Origin of the sequence: Nocardiopsis sp. CNR-923, from assembly GCF_001942255.1 — a bacterium.
Lineage (GTDB): Bacteria > Actinomycetota > Actinomycetes > Streptosporangiales > Streptosporangiaceae > Nocardiopsis.
This window is the reverse complement of sequence record NZ_MKKC01000087.1, coordinates 73,673-92,714: the sequence shown is the minus strand read 5'-3', so window position 1 is coordinate 92,714 and position 19,042 is coordinate 73,673. Positions and strand designations below refer to the sequence as shown.

Sequence of the window (19,042 nt, the reverse complement as noted above, 5' to 3'; positions counted from 1 at the left end):
CATCCCTCCACCGAAGACGACGAAGCCGTGGGCGATCCGCTCACGGCTTCATTGCGGTGTGCCTCTTACGTGCACAGCCGCAACCGGTGACGCGCCCATGCCTCATGGGACCGCAACGCTTCCCGGCGGCCGTCAGCCAGCCAGGACGGCCCCGTGCGGATCTTCTCCACCAGGAAAAGGGGCCGGAGAACCGCCAACAGATCGAGCGCGTGCGCCGGAGCCGTCCGCCAGTCGGGGTGCTCCGAGGCCCATCTCTCGGCTTCCGGCGGAGAGAACCCGGCCTCGGTCAGGCGCGGCACCATGAGCGCCACGTCCACCCAGGGCGCACCGAGCGAGGACAGCGCCCAATCGAGCACCCACACTCGGTCGCCGTCGTGGATCAGGTTGCCCGAGGTAAGGTCGGCGTGCAGCAGGGCCGTCCCGGTGAAGGCCGCCAGGTCGGCGCGCTCGACCACGTCGGCGTAGGCGTCGACGTCGGCGATCTCCTCAGCGGGACCGTCGAGCGCGGCGCGGGCCGCCGCGAGGAACGCGCTCAGCTTCTCGTCGATGGAACGCATGCCCGGCACCGGGGAGGGATCCAACCGGTCGCGCATGTCCGTCAGGGTCCGCATGACCGCCAGCGCGTCCGAGGCCAGATCCACGTGCCGCCCCTCGACGTACTCGAAGACCAGCGTCAGCCACCCGCCTTCGCAGACCCAGAGGATCCGGGGTGCGGGAACTCCGGCCGGGAGCGCCTCCGCCACGGCGCGCTCCCGCCGATATCCGGGGAGGGCAGGGGATCGGATCGGGACCGCCTTGACGAACACCGTGTGGCGTTCGGTCTCCACACGTGACGCGATGCCGATCGTCAGGCCGGGCGGGGTGGTCGTGGTGTGGCGCACCCGCCCGAACTCCGCCTCGAACGCGGTCTTGGCGGGGTCGGGCAGGTGCGCCCAGGTGAATCGTCGCATCGTGGGCTCGGCTACTTCACCTTGCTGTCGTGGCATCCCTGGTGGCAGCCGTCGCCGTCACCACCAGTCTTGGTGTCGGTACAACTGGAGCACCCGGCGTCTTCGGTCCACAGGTCGTGCTCCACGTGCAGACCGGTGTCGAGGACGGCCCGCAGGGTGCGCTCTGCGGTGGCCTCACGCTCCGCGTCGTTGGGGCGTGCGTCGTTGGGGTGGTGGTCGATGAAGCCGCCGAGCACGTCTCGGCAGAATTCCCGGTACTCGGAGGTGCGCAGGATGAAGGCGTGCCATCCCAGATCGACGAGGGGCGTGGGGCTGATGGGGGACGGGGTGTGTGAGCAGGCGACCAGGTAGACGAGAGACTGGTCCACGATCCGGGCAGAGGTCGCGCGGTCACGGGCGTGATCCCGCTGGACGTCGCTCACGAGGCGGTCGAACAGGTGGGGGTCGATGAGATCCGCGCCGTGCGTGGCCTTGGTGAGGAGAGCAACCACTTTCGTGGCCCCTTTCTCTTGACGGTTCGGAACCCGGCAACTGCCGATCCTCCTTAGAACCTAGGTTCGGTGCCGCGTCGCGGGAAGAAAGTTGCTCCACATTGCGAATGACGTGTTCGCGGATGCTTCCTGGAGCAACGATCGGCACGAACGGTGGGGTACGTCGTCGCCGGGTCAGCCCGTTGTCGCGGTGAGGTCGGTCAGGACCCGTGTGATGACGGTGCGCGCCTCGCTGCCGTAGCGGGCGTTCTCGGCCAGACGACCGAAGATCCGCAGGTAGCGCTGCACCTCGGTCGGTTGGGTGAGGTTGAGTTCGGCGGTGAGGTTCTCGACCATGACCGCGCGTCGTCGAAGATCCAGAACCCGTGGAGAGGCGCCTTGGCCAGCGGCTCGGTGAAGGGGATGACGCCGAACCGCAGGCCTGGCGCGGTGGAGAGGGCCACGAGGCGATCGAGTTGGCCCGCCATCACCTCTGGAGAGCACAGGCCGTACCGGAGGACCGCCTCGGTGATCACGAAGTGAAACCTCCTGCCACTGCGGTACAGCACTTGCTGGCGCTGCATCCGAGCGGCGACGGCGTCGTCCAGGTCGTCGGGCGACCCGTCGTAGGTGATGCCCTCCATGAGCCGGGAACGGGCGTAGCCAGGGGTTTGGAGCAGCCCGGGGATGACGGCCGCCTCGAAGTTGCGGACGAACCGTGTCCCTTCCTCCAGGTCGGCCCACGCTCGCTGTTTGGCCGTCAACCCGCTGCGAAACATCCGGCGGTAGGTGACGTAGTGAGTCTCCAGGGTGCGCAGGGAGGCGATGAACTCGTCCGCAAGGTCTGGACGTTCGCAGGCCGCCGCCCAACTCCGGAGATCGGTTTCCGTCGGGTTCTGTTTGCCGTTCTCGACCTTGGAGACCTTGGAGGGGTGCCAACCGTTGAGCTCCGCGAGTCGCCGACCGGTCAGGTGCGCGTCACGGCGCAGCTCGCGGAGTCGGAGCCCGAGCGCCTCACGCGCCCGCTGGAAGGTCGACATGGGATGTGATCTTATGAACGGGTGTAGGACTTCCACGCCATCGCGTGCTTCCAGGCCAGGTCGCGCCGCTGGCAGCGTTCGAGGATCTCGCCGGGGTCCTCGATGAGCTCGATTCCGAGGAGTCGGTCGGTGTCGTCGAAGCGTAGGACGGCGGCTTGCCTGGAGTCGAAGAGCCAGTAGTCCTCGTCGGGGATTCCGAGTTTTTCGGTGTCGGTGCGTGGAAGGTAGCGGATGTCCTCGCCCGCCTCGATGTTCCTACGCGCCACGGTCATGCTCCACCGGACGTAGCCGGAGTGGGGGACCGTGACGACACGGACGCGCCGCAGTCGCTTGCCCTCGGCTGTCCACTGCGCGACTTTGGCGCAGAAACCGGCGATCCAGGAGTCGTCGGCGGGCTCACCGGCCAGGAAGCGGCGGAAGGGTTCGTGTTCGGAGTCCACATCGTAGAAGTCGCGGGCCTCGATGCGGAACGCCGTGTGGGAGAAGGAGGCGAAGAGGTCGGCGAGGGCGGTGGGGGGCAACAGGTCCGTCACGTGTTCCCCAGTGTCATGTCGGTGTCAGCGCCCTCGGGGAGGCGGAGAACGGATTTCGGCACTTCGACGCAGGTTTCATTGTCCCGTACGTCGATCAGGTCCGCGAGCGCCTGGGCGTCGGTCACCTCCCATCCACGTACCAGGTAGGTGTTCCGGTTCGTGGTGTACATCGCGGGCCGACCGCCTGTGTACGGCCACGCGTGCTCCCCGGGGTCTGCGTCGTCGCACCGCAGCAGGCCCTCGGGTATCTCGACGTAGAACTCGCCATCACGGGTGTCCGCGCGCTCCGAGAGCACCTGGGGATCGGCCACCTTCCACCCTTGGACGACGAAAGTGCTCCTGTCCGTCGCGTACAGGGCGGGACACCCCGTCTCGTTGGATTCCGTCCCCAGGTGACGCAACCTCATGCTCTGGGTCCTCTCTGGGTTGCCGGAAACGTCGCTGCCCATGCTGAGGATTGCCTGGAGTTCCGTCAAGGGTTCATGTGGCGCATGCCCGGTTTTCGGTGATAAGGGTGATTAATTCTCCAGTGGATTTCTATCCGATATCCGCGAATCGATGAGGGAGGACGTCGATGCGAGTCCACATCGTCTGGTGGGACCTGTCCCGGTCGGACCAGACCATCGAGTCCCTGCGCGTGTACCTGCGTGACGAGTCCGTCGACGCCTTCGCCGAAGTCCCTGGGCTACGGTTCAAGTCCTGGATCTCCGACGCCGTGACCGACCGCTGGGGTGCCGTCCTGCTGTGGGAGTCCGATGAGGCGGCGGCGGGGCCGTTGCCCAGCCGAGCCGTCGAGCTGATCGGCTACCCGCCGACCCAGGCACACGCCTTCGACGTCGAGGCCACGGTCGAGGGGCGCTACGAGATCGAACAGCTCGCGCGCTTGGTCCCGTCTTCGCAACTGAGTCTCAGCCCGAGGCGTAGGCGACTGGCGCGCCCCTACCGGACGTCGACCTCCACGCCCGAGGCGAGCAGGCCGGTCAGGGACAGGCCGAACGTGCGGCGGAAGGTCTCGCTCAGATGCGACGGCGAGGAGAATCCGGCGTCGGCGGCACAGCGGGTGAGGTCATGCCCGGCGTCCAACCCCGCGCCGACCACGCGCAGCCTGGCCCACTGGCGGTAGCGGCGGAAGGTGGTCCCGGTGGCGGAGACGAAGGCCCGCAGGAAATGGGCGACCGACATGCCGACGGCGTCCGCGGCGTCCCGGGCGCGCGGGAACGCCGAGGGATCCGACCGGATCGCGCGCACGACCCGCATGACCCGGGGGTCGGGCGGACGTGGCGGGGGAGCCAGGCTCGACACCAGGTGATCGAGTGCGTCCACGCCGGTGCGGGCGGCGTCCAGTAGGGCGGCCTCGTGCCGGGAGTGGAAGCCGTAGGGCCCCTCGGTCCGGGTCATGCCGTCGAGCAGCGCCTTCGACGCGGCGCCGCCGGGCTCGGCGTACAGCAGCAGGATCCACCCGTCGGTGACGATCCGGTGCCGCGTGCGGGCCGCCGCGAACACGCTGCGCGCCGTGTGCTCGCCGCTCTCGGCGGTCTCCAGACGGAACGGCTCGTCCAGGCCCAGCCCCAGGCAGGCCACCGGGGCGGAGTGCACGCCGACGTCGAGCTCGGGGCCCAGATACCCGGCGTGTCCGGGCCGGACCCACAGCACCGGGGCGCGGGAGCACGTTCGTGAAAGCGCCGACGACGGCATGGCCGCGATTCTAGGCGCGGTACGGACGGGGCCGTACGGGGCCTTGCCATGGGATGGGAAGTTGGATCGGACATGACGACGCGGATGGTGTGCGCGGGAGACAGCAACACACGGGGCGAGTACGGCGTGGGGTACGTGGGGATGCTGCGGGAGAGGTGGAGCGGTCGCGGCATCGACGTCGTGGCGGAGGGCGTCAACGGGGACACGTCCGAGAACCTGGCGCGGCGCCTGGCCCAGATCGTCTGGCTGAGACCGGACGCGGTCACCGTGCTCATCGGCACCAACGACCTGTGGGGCTCCCTCAGCCAGGCGAACGGGCGGCTGCTGATGCGGCGCAAGGGGCTGGCGGAACCGCCGACCCTGGACGGGTACCGCGACCGCCTCGGCGCGATCGTCGCCAGGCTGGTCGCGGAGACCGACGCGCGGATCGCGGTGTTGTCCCCACCGGTGCTGGGCCAGGACCCCGACGGGCCCGCCGGGCGCGCGGGCGAGCGGTTCGCCGAGGCGGCGCGGGAGGTCGCCGGGGTGCGCGGCGTGGACTACCTCCCGCTGTTCGAGCGGCAGAGCCGGTACCTGCGCGAGAGTGGCGCGCCGCCGGCGCGCTCCCGGACGGGCTCCGTGAGCGGTACACCTCCGTGCTGGGGCACCGTCTGCTACGCCGGTCCTACGATGCGATCTCGGCCCGCCGGGGCCTGGCGCTGACCACGGACTTCGTTCACCAGAACAGCCGCGGCGCGGCGATGATCGCCGATCTCGTCGACGGTTTCGTGCGGCGGGAGGCGGCGCCGCCCCGGTAGGTCCCCGATCCGGTCGCGGCCACCGCAGGAGCGGGTGTTGGTGAACGCGACGGCCACGGGTTCAGCCCGCACAGCCGTTCCCAGGCACCTCAAGGGCGGGATCCCCGAGGGGCCTGGGAACGGGCCGCGGCCGAAGGGCCGTCGGGTCCGGAGTCAGTGCTCCTGTGTCAGAGGCTGTCGACCAGGAGTCGTCCGTCGCTGACGGGCTGGCCGGTCAGGCCGCTGCCGTAGTTGGCCTCGACCCACGCGCGCTCGAAGGCGTTGGGGTAGGGGTTGGTGCAGCTCACGCCGCCGGTCGAGCCCGACATCAGCGACGAGCACGGGCCGGGCTTGATGTCGGGCAGGCCCAGGCTGTGCCCGAGTTCGTGTGCGGCGATGCGTACGGCGTCATGCCCCGCGTCGGTGCCCTGGCGTCCCATCCAGACGGTGACCTGCCCGCCCGGGCGCACCGGACCCAGTTGGGCGCGGGGCCAGCCGTCGTCGGCGACGACGCGGATCTCGGCGCGCAGTCCGGCGGGGACCGGCTCCAGGCGAACACTGGTGACGCTGTGGTTCCACACGAGCGCGGCCGAGGAGACGGCGGAGGTGTACTCCGCGGCCTGGCTGGCGTCGTAGTAGAGAACGGTCTGGCGTAGCTGCTGGGGCGGATCGGCGGGTGCCGCGGTGGCCGGTGCGGCGGTTGCCAGCGTCAGCGCGAGGGCGCTCAGCGCGATCAGGAGGGGTGAGAGGACACGTCTCAGCATGGGGGGCTCCCTGCGGGGTGGGGGTGCTGATCCTTCGGTGACCCGGTGGGGTCGACCTGATGCTAGGGGTAGTGACGTATCACCACAAGATGTGCAGAATGACTCTTCTGATCGTCTGTTGACGGGGTGCCCGCGGCACCCGCCCTAGTTCGAGGCGTAGGCGACGAACGACACCGCGATGTACTGGCAGACGAACGCCGCGATGGTCAGCGAGTGGAAGATCTCGTGGAAACCGAACCAGCGCGGCGCCGGGTCGGGCCACTTGAGGCCGTAGACCACCGCACCGACGCTGTAGAGCACACCGCCCACCAGGATGAGAATCCATGTCGCCGGGTGCGTCCCGCCGATCAGCTGCGGGAAGAACAGCACCGCGACCCATCCGATGGCCAGGTACAGCGCCGTGGACAGCCAGCGGGGCGCGCCGAGCCACAGCAGCTTGAACCCGACCCCCGAGACGGCCCCGCCCCAGATCAGCACCAGCATCGCGGTGCGCAGCCCGCCGTCCAGGACCAGCACCACGAACGGTGTGTAGGTGCCCGCGATGATCAGGTAGATGTTGGAGTGTCCATGCGCCGCAGGACCTTCTGCGCCCGCGGCGACCAGCGGCCGACGTGGTACACGGCCGAAGTGCTGAACAGCATCACCGAACTGAGCGCGTACACCGCGCTGGCGGCGCGGGCGGGCCACGTCGGCGCGAGGCAGACCAGCACGATCCCGGCGGCCAGGGCGAGGGGCGCCGTGCCCAGGTGGAGCCATCCGCGCAGCCGGGGCTTGACCGCCTCCAGCAGCTCCCCGGCCGCAGCCGCGGCCCGTCCGGGCGCGCCGTCGTGCCCGTGATCGGCCACCACGTTCCGCGCCTGCTCGTCCGACACCGCCGTGCACCTTCCCTCGTGCTCCGCCCTGATGGCGGCCCAGGACCGAAGCCTAACCTACGGCCTCGTAGGTTACTTGCTGGTTAATATGTGTCGCGCCGCACAGCGCGCGCCGCCGCCGGGGGATTGGTCGGGTGTCCGTTCCAGTGGCGCTTGCGCCGTTCCCGGGCCGCCTGTGTGCGTGTGTTCCCCCTGTGACCAGCGGTGTCGCGAGACTCCGGCCCCCTTGGCCCGTATTCTGGACGGAGGGATCCGTAGACTCGGACTGAACCATTGGTATAGACCTTTTCAATGCTCTTGAGCTGCGAGAATACAGAAAAACTGTGGTTCATGAAAGAGGAAAGTTGCGGGTGTGGAAGAGTCGCGGCCACGCAGCAGGGGCCGGTTCGCGACGCGGCCGCCGACATGACGAGGGAGCACCCCCGTGGCCAAGTACGTCTACAAGTTCACCGAGGGCAACAAGGACCTCAAGGACCTCCTCGGCGGCAAGGGAGCCAACCTCGCCGAGATGACCAACCTCGGTCTGCCGGTGCCCCCGGGCTTCACGATCACCACCGAGGCGTGCCGCCACTACCTGGACAACGGCGAGGTGCCCTCCGGCCTGGACGCGGAGATCGAGGCCAACCTGGAGGAACTGGAGAAGGCCATGGGCCGCGGGCTCGGCCAACCCGACGACCCGCTCCTGGTGAGCGTGCGTTCGGGCGCCAGATTCTCCATGCCCGGCATGATGGAGACGGTCCTCAACATCGGTCTCAACGACGAGTCGGTCCTCGGCCTGGCCCGTCAGGGCGGCGACGAACGCTTCGCCTGGGACTCCTACCGCCGCCTCGTCCAGATGTTCGGCAAGACCGTCCAGGGCATCGACGGCGAACTGTTCGAGGACGCCATCGACGAGGCCAAGGCCGCCAAGGGCGTCACCGACGACCTCCACCTGGACGCCGCCGACTTCCGCGCCCTGGTCGACCGGTTCAAGGCCATCGTCCGGGAGCAGACCGGCAGCCCGTTCCCCGCGGACCCGCGCGAGCAGATGGTCCAGGCCGTCAAGGCGGTCTTCGACTCCTGGAACGCGCCGCGGGCCGTCCTGTACCGCCGTCAGGAGCGCATCCCCGCCGATCTGGGCACGGCTGTCAACATCTGCTCCATGGTCTTCGGCAACCTCGGCATGGACTCCGGCACGGGCGTCGCCTTCACCCGCGACCCCGCCACCGGCCAGCCCGGCGTCTACGGCGACTACCTCCAGAACGCCCAGGGCGAGGACGTGGTCGCGGGCATCCGCAACACCGTGCCCCTCACCGACCTGGAGGAGGTCGACGCCCGCAGCTACCAGGAGCTCATGGGAATCATGGACACCCTGGAGAACCACTACAGGGACCTGTGCGACATCGAGTTCACCATCGAGCGCGGCAAGCTGTGGATGCTCCAGACCCGTGTCGGCAAGCGCACCGCGGCGGCCGCCTTCCGCATCGCCGACCAGCTCGTCGACCAGGGCGTGATCAGCCTCGACGAGGCCGTGCAGCGCGTCACCGGCGACCAGCTCGCCCAGCTGATGTTCCCGCGCTTCGACGACGACGCGGCCGCCAACGGCGCCCACCGCGTCGGCCGCGGCATGAACGCCTCGCCCGGCGCGGCCGTGGGCAAGGCCGTGTTCGACTCCTACACGGCCGTCAAGTGGTCGCGCAGCGGCGAGAAGGTCATCCTGTGCCGCCGCGAGACCAACCCCGACGACCTTGAGGGCATGATCGCCGCCGAGGGCATCCTCACCAGCCGGGGCGGCAAGACCTCGCACGCCGCCGTCGTCGCCAGGGGCATGGGCAAGACGTGCGTGTGCGGCGCCGAGGAACTCGACATCGACACCAAGAACCGGCGGCTGACCGCGCCCGGCGGCGAGGTGGTCGAGGAGGGCGACGTCATCTCCATCGACGGCACCAGCGGCGAGGTGTTCCTCGGCGAGGTGCCGGTCGTGGACTCGCCGGTCGTGCGCTACTTCGAGGGCGAGATCGACCCCGCCTCCGACCAGGCCGACGACCTCGTCCGCGCCGTCGACCGCCTCATGCACTACGTCGACGCCGCCCGCCGCATGTACGTGCGCGCCAACGCCGACACCCCCGAGGACGCCGCGCGCGCCCGCCGCATGGGCGCGCAGGGCATCGGACTGTGCCGTACCGAGCACATGTTCCTCGGCGACCGCCGCCAGCTGGTGGAGCGGCTCATCCTCGCCGACACGGCCCAGGAGCAGCAGGAGGCCCTGGATACCCTGCTGCCCCTCCAACGCGAAGACTTCGGCGGCATCCTCGGCGCGATGGACGGCCTGCCGGTCACGGTGCGACTCCTCGACCCACCGCTGCACGAGTTCCTGCCCGACATCACGGAGCTTTCGGTGCGGGTGGCCGTGGCCGAGGCGCGCGGCGAGAGCCACGAGAACGACCTGCGGCTGCTCCAGGCCGTGCACAAGCTGCACGAGCAGAACCCGATGCTGGGCCTGCGCGGCGTGCGGCTCGGGCTGGTCGTGCCGGGTCTGTTCACGATGCAGGTGCGTGCCATCGCCCAGGCCGCCGTGGACCGGATCCGCGAGGGCGGTCGCCCCCGCCCCGAGGTCATGATCCCGCTGGTCGGCACGGTGCAGGAGCTGGAGATCATCCGCGACGACGCCCTGCGCGTGCTGCGCGAGGTGGGCGAGGAGAACGGCGTGGAGCTGGACTTCCCGGTCGGCACCATGATCGAGCTGCCGCGCGCGGCGCTCACCGCGGGTCAGATCGCGCAGAACGCCGAGTTCTTCTCCTTCGGCACCAACGACCTCACTCAGACGGTGTGGGGCTTCTCGCGCGACGACGTGGAGGCGTCCTTCTTCTCCGCCTACCTGGAGAAGGGTGTGTTCGGGGTGTCGCCGTTCGAGTCGCTCGACGTGGACGGCGTCGGCCGCCTGATCCGCATCGCGGTGGAGGAGGGACGCGCCGCGCGTCCGGGCATCAAGCTGGGCGTGTGCGGAGAGCACGGCGGCGACCCGGCTTCGGTGCACTTCTTCCACGACGCGGGGTTGGACTACGTGTCCTGCTCGCCGTTCCGCGTGCCCGTCGCCCGTCTTGAGGCCGGGCGGGCCGCCGGGCGTCCCACGGGCTGACGCGGAGGCGCTGGGGTGGGCGGTCGGACCCGCCCGCCCCGCCGCCGCGCCCGATGTCGCGCGTGCGCCGCCGCGGACGCTCTAGACTCGTGCCGGACCCCTCGGCGGTCACGATATAAGTTGTGACCCTATCGTGATATATTCTTGATCATTGATGCGTCCGCCGTTCCCCGCAGTCCTCTCGCGCACACGGTGCCCCCGGGTGCGTCGACTACCGTTTCGGTCGCCCGATCCGCCCCCACCGGGTCGAGGAGGTATGAACCAGCGGCGGTCGGTGGCCATCCCAAGGGGTGTAGTTCTCCCAGGCAGTGATGGTGCGGAGGTGAGCCGGTGCGAACGGCGAGCGACGGGCGCGGTGACGATGCGGGGGAGAATCCGGTCTCCGTTGCCCCATCCGACGACGAGAGCACACACGTGTTCACGCGTGAGCGGACCCGCGACGCCCCGACCGGGACCACTCACGCCTTCGCCCGCGAGACTGAGAACACCCGCGCGTTCGTCCGCGGGACCGGGGCCACGGAGAACGCCGCCGCAGACGCCGCCACCACCCGGGCCTTCACCCGGGACCAGCCGGGAGCCGACACCTCCGGCTCGGCGACCACCCGCGCCTTCGTCCGGCCCGGCGCCGCCACGGGCGAGGCCCCCCTCGACCCGGTGGATCCGCCCGACACGACCGACCGCGGTTCCGGGAGCGGCTTGACCCGACGCTTCGTGCGCGAACGACCCGCGCGCGCGGCACACCCGCCGCGCAGCGCCCCGCTCCGGCCACCGAACCGTACGATCCCCACACACCGGCCGAACCCCAGAACCCCTGGCCCCCGGTGGGCCCGGACCCCGACCACGGGCGTGCGCCCGCGGGCCACCGCGACGGCCGGTCGAAGGACGACCGCGGTCCGCGTCGCGACCGTCCGCGACCGTCCGCGGTCCGCCCGCGCCGCCGCCGCGTCCGCGCGCGCTGGGTGATCACGCTCATGCTGATCGCGCTTCTCGCGCTGCCGCCCGGAACCTGGGCCTGGGTCTGGTACACGGCCAGACAGGACGACCGCGATCCCACCGACGCCATCGTCGTCCTGGGCGCCAGCCAGTACAACGGGGTCCCCTCACCGATCTTCGAGGCCCGCCTCCAGCACGCCCGGAGCCTCTACGAGAGCGGGGTCGCCCCCGTGATCGTCACCGTCGGCGGCAAACAGCCCGCCGACAACTTCACCGAGGCCGCGTCGGGGCGGAACTGGCTCGTCCAGGTCGGCGTCCCCGCAGATCAGGTCATCGCGGTCGAGGAGGGCCGGGACACCCTCCAGAGCATCCAGGCCGTCGCCGAGGTCTTCGAGGCCAACGAGTGGGAGACGGCCACCCTGGTCTCCGACCCCTGGCACAGCCTGCGGTCCGAGCGCATGGCCGAGGACAACGGCATCGACGCGGGCACCTCCCCGTCGCGCTCCGGACCCGCCGTCATCGAGCGCCGTACCCAACTCTGGTACATCACGAGGGAGACCGTCTCGCTCTGGTACTACTGGATCTTCAACGACAGCAGTGACATCAGCGTCGACGCGGCCTGACCAGGGGCGATGTCATGGTTCGTCCGAACCGGTGAGTAGAGTCGGTACACGATGACGAACCGAGCGGGAACCGAGGGCGGTGTCCCCGGCTACGCGCCGGAGGACACCGCGCGCATGGCGGGCGAGTCCCGCAAGAACCGGGCCAGGGGCCCCTTCGAACGCGACCGCGCGCGGGTGCTGCACAGCTCCGCGCTGCGCCGCCTGGCCGCCAAGACCCAGGTGGTCCAGCCGGGGGTGAGCGACTTCCCGCGCACCCGGCTGACCCACTCCCTGGAGTGCGCGCAGATCGGTCGGGAGCTCGGCCAGGCCCTGGGCTGCGATCCCGACCTGGTCGAGGCCGCGTGCCTGTCCCACGACCTGGGCCATCCTCCCTTCGGGCACAACGGCGAACGCGCCCTGGACGAGGCCGCCGCCGAGTGCGGCGGGTTCGAGGGCAACGCCCAGAGCCTGCGCCTGCTCGTACGGCTCGAAGGCAAGGTGATCGCCCCGGACGGGCGGAGCAACGGGCTCAACCTCACCCGCGCCACCCTCGACGCCACCGTCAAGTACCCGTGGCGCAGGGGTGAGGGCGGCGACACCCGCAAGTTCAACTGCTACCCGGACGACACCGAGGTCTTCACCTGGCTGCGCGAGGGCGCGCCCAGCGGCCGCACGTGCTTCGAGGCGCAGGTCATGGACTGGTCGGACGACGTCGCCTATTCCGTGCACGACGTCGAGGACGCCCTGCACGCCGGTCTGGTGAGCATGGCCGCCCTGCGCAGCCCGGTCGAGCGCGCCGAGGTGTGCCGGACCGCCGCCGACCGCTACTGCGACGCCGACCCCGCCGAACTCGACCAGGTCCTTACCGATCTGCTCGCCGAACCGATGTGGCCCGGCGAACTCACCGGCGACCTCGCCTCCCTCGCGGCGCTCAAGAACCTCACCAGCGAACTCATCGGCCGCTTCTGCCTGGCCGCCGAGCGGGCCACCCGCGAGGCCCACGGTCCCGGGCGCCTCACCCGCTACCACGCCGACCTCGTGCTCCCCCGGCGGCGCTGCTGGAGTGCGCCCTGCTCAAGGCGGTCGCCGCGCACTTCGTCATGTCCCGGGAGGAGGCGCTGGCCTACCAGGCCGAGGAGCGGCGGACGATCTCGGAGCTGGTCGCCGCCCTGCGCGCCGGCGCGCCCGGAGCACTCGACCCGCAGTTCCGCGCCCTCCACGAGACCGCCACCGACGAGGCCGCCGCGTTGCGGGCGGTCGTCGACCAGGTCGCCTCGCTCACCGACACCTCCGCCACCGCCCTGCACGCCCGGCTGGTCCGCTGAGCCCGGGCCGGGGCCCGGGCCCGGACCACCAGGAGAGCCCGGACCCGCCCGGGTCCCCGCCCGGTTCCGGGGCACGCCCCGGTTCGTGCCCGCACCGGGCAGATCCGCGCGACCTTCTTGACACCGCGGACGCCCGCGTCCAACGATGGTGCCCGCGCCACCACCGGCGAACGCGGCGAGGAGGCCCCGATGTCCGCACGCGACGGGCGCGCACCGGTCATGGCCGACGTCGCGCGCCTGGCCGGGGTCTCCCACCAGACCGTCTCACGGGTGGTCAACGGGCACCGCGGCGTGCGGCCGGAGACCGTCGTCCGTGTCCGAGCCGCCATCGACGCCCTCGGCTACCGGCGCAACGCCACCGCACGCGCCTGGTCACCCGACGCACCCAGCTCCTCGGCGCCCTCACCCCGGACACCCCCGTCGATCCCCGAACCCTGGCCGCCGTCGAGCGCGCGGCCCGCGCAGCCGGGTACTTCCTGAGCGTCGTGGGGATGGACGGGCACTCGCGGGAAGACGTCGCGGCGGCCGTCGCCACCCTGACCGACCAGGCCGTGGAGGGGTGCGTGGCCCTGACCCCCCGGCGGTCGGTGGTCGAGGCCCTGGGCGACCTGCGCGCCCCACGGCCGCTCGTCGTGGTCGGCGGCGCGGCGGGATCGGGGCTGCCGGCGGTCGACGCGGACCAGGAGGGCGGGGCCCGAGCCGCCACCCGCCATCTGCTGGACCTGGGCCACCGCACCGTGCACCACCTCTCCGGTCCGCCCGGCTGGCTGGAGGGCGAGGCCCGCGCGCGAGGGTGGCGCCGGGCTCTGTCCGAGGCCGGGGCGCCCGACCCCGAACCCCTGGGTGGCGACGGCACACCCCGGTCGGGCTACGAACGGGGGTTGCGCCTGGCCGAGGCGCCGGAGACGGTCACGGCGGTGTTCGCGGCCAACGACGCCATGGCGCTCGGGCTCCTGCGCGCCCTCCGGGAACGGGGGATCGCGGTCCCCGGGCGGGTCAGCGTCGTCGGGTTCGGCGACGCACCCGAGGCCGCCTACCTCACGCCGCCGCTGACCACCGTCGGATACGACACCGGCCGCCTCGGCCGGGACGGCGCCGCCCTCCTGCTTGCCGCGCTCACGGGGGACGGGGCCCCGCCGCGCGTCCCCGTCCCCACCCGGCTCCGTGTCAGGGGCAGCACGGCCGCCGCTCCATGACGCCCCCGGTCACCGGCGGCGCGGACCTCCCGGAAGACCTGATCCGGGTCCTGCTCCCGGGCGTCGGCCACCCGGCCGCCCGCCAGTGCGGCCTAATCCGCCTCGTCGACGCTCCGGCGCCGACCGGGTGGCCGCCGGGGAAGGGGAGGGCCGGCGTGTCCGACGCCGGTTCCCACCGCGACGGCGGACACGTGGTCCCCGGGGCGAACTAGGCTGGCACGCGTGGCAGGCCGGATCAAAGACGAAGACATCGCCCTGGTGCGCGAGCGCACCCCCATCGCGGACGTGGTGGGCGAGTACCTCCAACTGCGCAGCGCCGGAGGGGGCTCGCTCAAGGGGCTGTGCCCTTTCCACGACGAGAAGTCCCCCTCCTTCAACGTCACGCCGGCCAAGAACCTGTGGTACTGCTTCGGCTGCAACGAGGGCGGCGACGTCATCTCGTTCGTGCAGCGGATCGACAGCCTCAGCTTCACCGAGGCCGTCGAGTCCCTCGCCCGGCAGTCCGGCGTCACCCTGCGCTACGAGGAGGGCGGCCGCAGCACCCGGCGCGACGAGGGCAAGCGCCAGCGCCTGCTCGACGCCCACCGGGCCGCCGCCGAGTTCTACGCCGAGCACCTGCTGTCCCCCGAGGCGGCCACGGCGCGCCGTTTCCTCACCGAGCGCGGCTTCAACCGGACCCACGCCGAGCGTTTCGGACTCGGCTTCGCACCCGCCGGGTGGGAGAACCTCACCGCTCACCTGCGCCGCAGGGGCTTCACCGACCAGGAGCTCATCAGCGGGGGGTTGGCCAGCCAGGGTCGGCGCGGCGCCTACGACCGCTTCCGCAACCGCCTGTTGTGGCCGGTGCGCGAGGTCACCGGCGAGGTGGTCGGGTTCGCGCCCGCAAGCTCGACCCCGAGGAGGACGGGCCCAAGTACCTCAACTCGCCCGAGAGCCCCATCTTCCACAAGGGGCGGCTGCTCTACGGACTCGACCTGGCCAAGCGGGACATCTCCCACAAGGGCGAGGCGGTCATCGTCGAGGGCTACACCGACGTGATGGCCTGCCACGACGCGGGAGTGACCACCGCGGTGGCCACGTGCGGCACGTCCTTCGGCGAGGACCACGTCAAGATCCTGCGCCGGATGCTGCTGGGCCGCACCAACCAGGGCGGCCGGGTGGTCTTCACCTTCGACGGTGACAAGGCGGGCCACAAGGCCGCCGTACGCGCCTTCGCCGAGGAGCACGGCTTCACGTCCGAGACCTACGTCGCCGTCCAGTCCGACGGTCTCGACCCCTGCGACCTGCGGTTCCAGCACGGTCCGCAGGCGGTGGCCGACCTGGTCGACGGCGCCGTGCGGCTGTACGAGTTCATGATCCGCAACGTCATGGAGGGCTACGACCTGTCCTCGCCCGAGGGCCGGATGGCAGCCCTGGACGCGGCCGCGCCGATCGTGGCCAGCATCCGCGACGAGGGTGTGCGGCGCAACTACGGAGCGAGCCTGGACCGCTGGACCGGCATCATGGACGAGGCCCTCGTCCAACGCCGGGTCGCCCAGCACATGCGCGCGGGCGCCGCGCGCGGAGGCGACCGGCGTCCCCGCGCCGAGTCCCGACCGGTTCCCACCCCGGACGCGGGGGAGGCCCCCTACGACCTGCGCGACCCCTCGGTCCAGCGCGAGCGGCAGGCGCTGAAGATCGCCGTCCAGTTCCCCGGGCTGGCCCGGGGGTTCGACGAGTTCACCGACGAGGACTTCACCGTCCCGCAGCACCGGGCGGTGCGCGCCCTCATCGCCCAGCACGGCGGGGTGGCCGCCGCACACGATCCCCAGGTGTGGGTGAACGACCTGCGCGAGGCCGCGCCGAATGACGCCCAGCGCGATTTCCTCACCCGTTTGGCGGTCGAACCAGTGGAGTTCTATGGAGAACTCGACGGGCATTACGCCACTCAAATGCTGGGCACAATCAGGACTCATTCCATCAATCGACGGGTGGCAAACCTCAAATCCGAGCTCGCCCGCCTCGAAGGAACTTCGCAGGTCGAGGAGGAGCAGCGGGTATTCACCGAACTCATGCGTCTCCAACAGGTAAAACGAGCCCTCAAGGAGAGCGAGCAGGGGTGAATGTAGCACCGGGGTGACAATAATGAGTCTCCCTTCGAGGCACCTTGAGCTGCACAATGTATGGGTGGCTTCCACGGTTGTGACGAACGAAATGCCGCCGGTTCAACGAGTGGCCCGGCTGCTCCCTGACGCGGGTCGGGGAACGGTCAGTCGCGGTGAGGTCGCCTCCGCACTGGAACGGTTGGACGCTCCCCCCGACGCCCTGGATCAGGCCGTCGCCCAACTGGCCCGGATCGGGGTCGAGGTCGCCGACCCGGAGGAGACCGGACCCCCGATCGAAGGGGGCAGAAGGTCGGGCTCGGACCTGGTCCGTCTCTACCTCGGCGAGATCGGCCGGGTCCCGCTGCTCTCCGCCGAAGAGGAGGTCGACCTCGCCAAGGCGATCGAGGCGGGTCTGTACGCCCAGCGTCGGAACCCGCAGGGACGGGCGTGCACGTCCGAGGAGCTGACCGCCCTGGTCGAGGAGGGACGCCGCGCCAAACGGCGGCTGATCGAGGCCAACCTGCGCCTGGTCGTGTCGATCGCCAAGCGCTACCTGGGGCGGGGGCTGCTCTTCCTCGACCTCATCCAGGAGGGCAACCTCGGCCTGATCCGCGCGGTGGAGAAGTTCGACTACGCCAAGGGGTTCAAGTTCTCCACCTACGCCACGTGGTGGATCCGCCAGGCCATCACCCGGGCCATCGCCGATCAGGCGCGGACCATCCGGATCCCCGTGCACATGGTGGAGACGATCAACAAGCTCCTGCGGATCCAGCACCGACTCCACCAGCAGTTGGGCCGCGAGCCGAGCACCGCCGAGATCTCCTCGGCGGCCGGGTGCGGCGGCGAACGGGTGCTGGAGATCCAGCGGATAGCACGGGAACCGGTCTCGCTCCAGGCGCCGATCGGGGAGGAGGAGTCCGACTTCGGCGACTTCATCGAGGACTCCGACGCCGTGGTCCCCGTGGAGGCGGCCTCCTTCACCCTCCTCCAGGAGCAGCTGCGCACCCTGCTCGGCGACCTGTCCGAACGCGAACGCCGGATCATCCGGCTCCGCTTCGGCATGGCCGACGGCCACCCCCGCACACTGGAGGAGGTCGGCCGCGAGTTCGGCGTGACCCGCGAGCGCATCCGCCAGATCGAGGCCAAGACGCTCGCCAAGCTGCGCCACCCCTCTCGGGCGGGTTCCCTGCGCGACTACCTCACCGCTGACTGAGCGCCGCGAGCGAGTCCGCGGCCCCGCGGGTTCCGCGGCGCGAAAAATGGCCCGATGTGGCCGTCCTTCCCCGAACCCGCTGTGCTCGCGGCGCGGCGTGCCTAGGCTCGAAGGGTGCAGGTCAACCGATCCTCCCCGGCCCGCCCCCTCCGCCGCCGCGCTCTGCCCCCGCTGGCCGCCGCCGTGGCTGCCGGCGCGCTCGTCGCGACCGGCGTCGTCCTGCTGGGCGGCCGTGAGCCCGAGCGCGTCGCCTACGTCGCGGGCTGGAACGTGGCCGACCGCGGCTTCACCGTCGCGGACGTGGCGGCCAGCGGCGCACCCGAGCACCTGACCCGCCTGATGTGGGCGTTCGGGGACGTCAGCGAGGACGGCCTGTGCCACATCCCCTCCGGACGCGACGACCAGCCGTGGGAGCTGTACCAGCGGCCCTACGCCGCCGAGGAGAGCGTCAACGGCCGGGCCGACCGCCCCGACCAGGACCTGGCCGGGAGCCTGCACCAGTTGCGGCTGCTCCGCGAAGACCACCCGCACCTGGGCGCGAGCCTGTCGCTGGGCGGTTGGAGTTGGTCGACGTACCTGTCCGTGGCCGCTCGCACCCCCGAGTCCCGGGAGGCATTCGTCGCCTCCTGCCTGGACCTGTGGATCCGCGGCGACCTGCCCGTCCTCGACGGCGGCGCCCAGGGCGGCGGGGGCGCGGCGTACGGGGTCTTCGACGGCGTTGATCTGGACTGGGAGTGGCCGGGCGGGCAGGGCGACCCGGGCAACGTGGTCCATCCCGACGACCCCGCCAACCTCACGGCGCTGGTCGCCGAGTTCCGCCGCCAACTGGACGCGTTGGGCGAGGAGACCGGCGTCGGGTACACGCTGTCGGTCTCCCTGCCCGGAGGGGCCGAGGCCGGCTCCGCCTACGAGGCCGAACTGTTCGACCTCGTCGACTTCGCCACCGTCCAGGGCTACGACTTCGCCGGTCCCTGGAACGAGCGGACCGCCCACCACTCCAACCTGTACGCGCCCGCCCACGACCCCCGGGCCGCCAGCGTCGACGGGGCCGTCCGGCGCTACCTCGACCTGGGCGCGGACCCGTCGCGGCTCGTCGTGGGCGTTCCGGCCTTCGGGCGAGGCTGGCAGGGGGTGGGCGCCGAGGACGCGGGCCGCGGCCAGGCGGCCGAGGCCCCCGCCGACGACGCCTACGACGGCCCCACCATGGCCTTCGCCGACCTGGAGGAGCGCGACGGGCGCCGGTTCCTCGACGAGGAGGCGGGCGCGTACTGGATCTACGACGGCGACACCTGGTGGACCTACGACAACGCCGACGTGATCGCGATCAAGGGCGAGTACGTCCTCGACCGCGGCCTGGGCGGGCTCATGATGTGGAACCTGGACATGGACCCCCAGGGGGAGCTGGTCCGGGCCATGGACGAGTCCCTGGACCGACGGTGAGCACGTGGTGACTTCCCCGGCGGGCCGTCGG

At 71.1% G+C, this 19,042-nt stretch carries 13 protein-coding genes and 4 pseudogenes; 9 read left to right on the top strand and 8 right to left on the bottom strand.

From position 1 onward, the window contains the following. Positions 1–65 precede the first annotated feature (65 nt). The 6 genes and pseudogenes from BJF83_RS14385 to BJF83_RS14355 form a co-directional block, all read right to left on the bottom strand. Complete coding sequence (locus BJF83_RS14385; RefSeq protein ID WP_075926696.1) at positions 66–950, bottom strand: phosphotransferase; 885 nt, start codon at positions 948–950, stop codon at positions 66–68. Between the two features lie 11 nt (positions 951–961). Continuing rightward, positions 962–1,441 carry a hypothetical protein gene (locus tag BJF83_RS26795; RefSeq protein ID WP_075926695.1) on the bottom strand — a complete coding sequence of 160 codons (480 nt, stop codon included), beginning with the start codon at positions 1,439–1,441 and terminating at the stop codon, positions 962–964. A gap of 174 nt (positions 1,442–1,615) precedes the next feature. Beyond that, positions 1,616–2,460 (bottom strand): annotated as a pseudogene (locus BJF83_RS14375) (helix-turn-helix domain-containing protein). A gap of 11 nt (positions 2,461–2,471) precedes the next feature. Continuing rightward, entirely contained in the window at positions 2,472–2,993 is a 522-nt protein-coding gene (locus BJF83_RS14370) for a DUF6879 family protein (protein ID WP_075926694.1), read from the bottom strand. After that, complete coding sequence (locus tag BJF83_RS27920) at positions 2,990–3,469, bottom strand: hypothetical protein (protein WP_187347159.1); 480 nt, start codon at positions 3,467–3,469, stop codon at positions 2,990–2,992. Before BJF83_RS27920 ends, BJF83_RS14370 begins: the two co-directional genes overlap by 4 nt. A 463-nt stretch (positions 3,470–3,932) precedes the next feature. Next, positions 3,933–4,646 (bottom strand): helix-turn-helix domain-containing protein, encoded by a 714-nt coding sequence (locus tag BJF83_RS14355; protein ID WP_143831894.1) that lies wholly within the window; start codon positions 4,644–4,646, stop codon positions 3,933–3,935. 114 nt (positions 4,647–4,760) lie between these two features. Here BJF83_RS14355 and BJF83_RS14350 point away from each other — a divergent pair, with 114 nt between their 5' ends. Continuing rightward, entirely contained in the window at positions 4,761–5,390 is a 630-nt protein-coding gene (locus BJF83_RS14350) for a GDSL-type esterase/lipase family protein (protein WP_158070373.1), read from the top strand. 262 nt (positions 5,391–5,652) lie between these two features. Here BJF83_RS14350 and BJF83_RS14345 read toward each other — a convergent pair whose 3' ends face one another. After that, positions 5,653–6,228, bottom strand: coding sequence for a snapalysin family zinc-dependent metalloprotease (locus BJF83_RS14345; protein ID WP_075926692.1), 576 nt, complete (start codon positions 6,226–6,228; stop codon positions 5,653–5,655). Between the two features lie 144 nt (positions 6,229–6,372). Then, positions 6,373–7,076 (bottom strand): annotated as a pseudogene (locus tag BJF83_RS14340) (hemolysin III family protein). A gap of 448 nt (positions 7,077–7,524) precedes the next feature. Here BJF83_RS14340 and ppdK point away from each other — a divergent pair. The 8 genes and pseudogenes from ppdK to BJF83_RS14300 all read left to right on the top strand — a co-directional run bounded on the left by ppdK (position 7,525) and on the right by BJF83_RS14300 (position 19,011). Beyond that, entirely contained in the window at positions 7,525–10,218 is a 2,694-nt protein-coding gene (ppdK, locus tag BJF83_RS14335) for a pyruvate, phosphate dikinase (RefSeq protein WP_075926691.1), read from the top strand. A gap of 971 nt (positions 10,219–11,189) precedes the next feature. Further along, positions 11,190–11,774, top strand: a complete 585-nt coding sequence (locus BJF83_RS31125) for an ElyC/SanA/YdcF family protein (protein ID WP_187347151.1) — start codon at positions 11,190–11,192, stop codon at positions 11,772–11,774. Between the two features lie 51 nt (positions 11,775–11,825). Next, a pseudogene (locus tag BJF83_RS14325) lies at positions 11,826–13,078 on the top strand (deoxyguanosinetriphosphate triphosphohydrolase). 189 nt (positions 13,079–13,267) lie between these two features. Continuing rightward, on the top strand, positions 13,268–13,558 hold the full coding sequence (locus BJF83_RS30560; protein ID WP_316042281.1) for a LacI family DNA-binding transcriptional regulator: 291 nt from the start codon (positions 13,268–13,270) through the stop codon (positions 13,556–13,558). An 11-nt stretch (positions 13,559–13,569) separates the two neighbouring features. Continuing rightward, the gene (locus BJF83_RS14320; RefSeq protein WP_316042280.1) at positions 13,570–14,274 is read left to right on the top strand and encodes a substrate-binding domain-containing protein; all 705 of its coding nucleotides are present in this window, start codon (positions 13,570–13,572) and stop codon (positions 14,272–14,274) included. A 222-nt stretch (positions 14,275–14,496) separates the two neighbouring features. Beyond that, positions 14,497–16,376 (top strand): annotated as a pseudogene (gene dnaG, locus BJF83_RS14310) (DNA primase). A gap of 109 nt (positions 16,377–16,485) precedes the next feature. After that, complete coding sequence (gene rpoD, locus BJF83_RS14305) at positions 16,486–17,571, top strand: RNA polymerase sigma factor RpoD (protein ID WP_075926689.1); 1,086 nt, start codon at positions 16,486–16,488, stop codon at positions 17,569–17,571. Between the two features lie 114 nt (positions 17,572–17,685). Continuing rightward, positions 17,686–19,011, top strand: a complete 1,326-nt coding sequence (locus tag BJF83_RS14300) for a glycoside hydrolase family 18 protein (protein WP_083678534.1) — start codon at positions 17,686–17,688, stop codon at positions 19,009–19,011. The last annotated feature ends 31 nt before the right edge of the window (positions 19,012–19,042 follow it).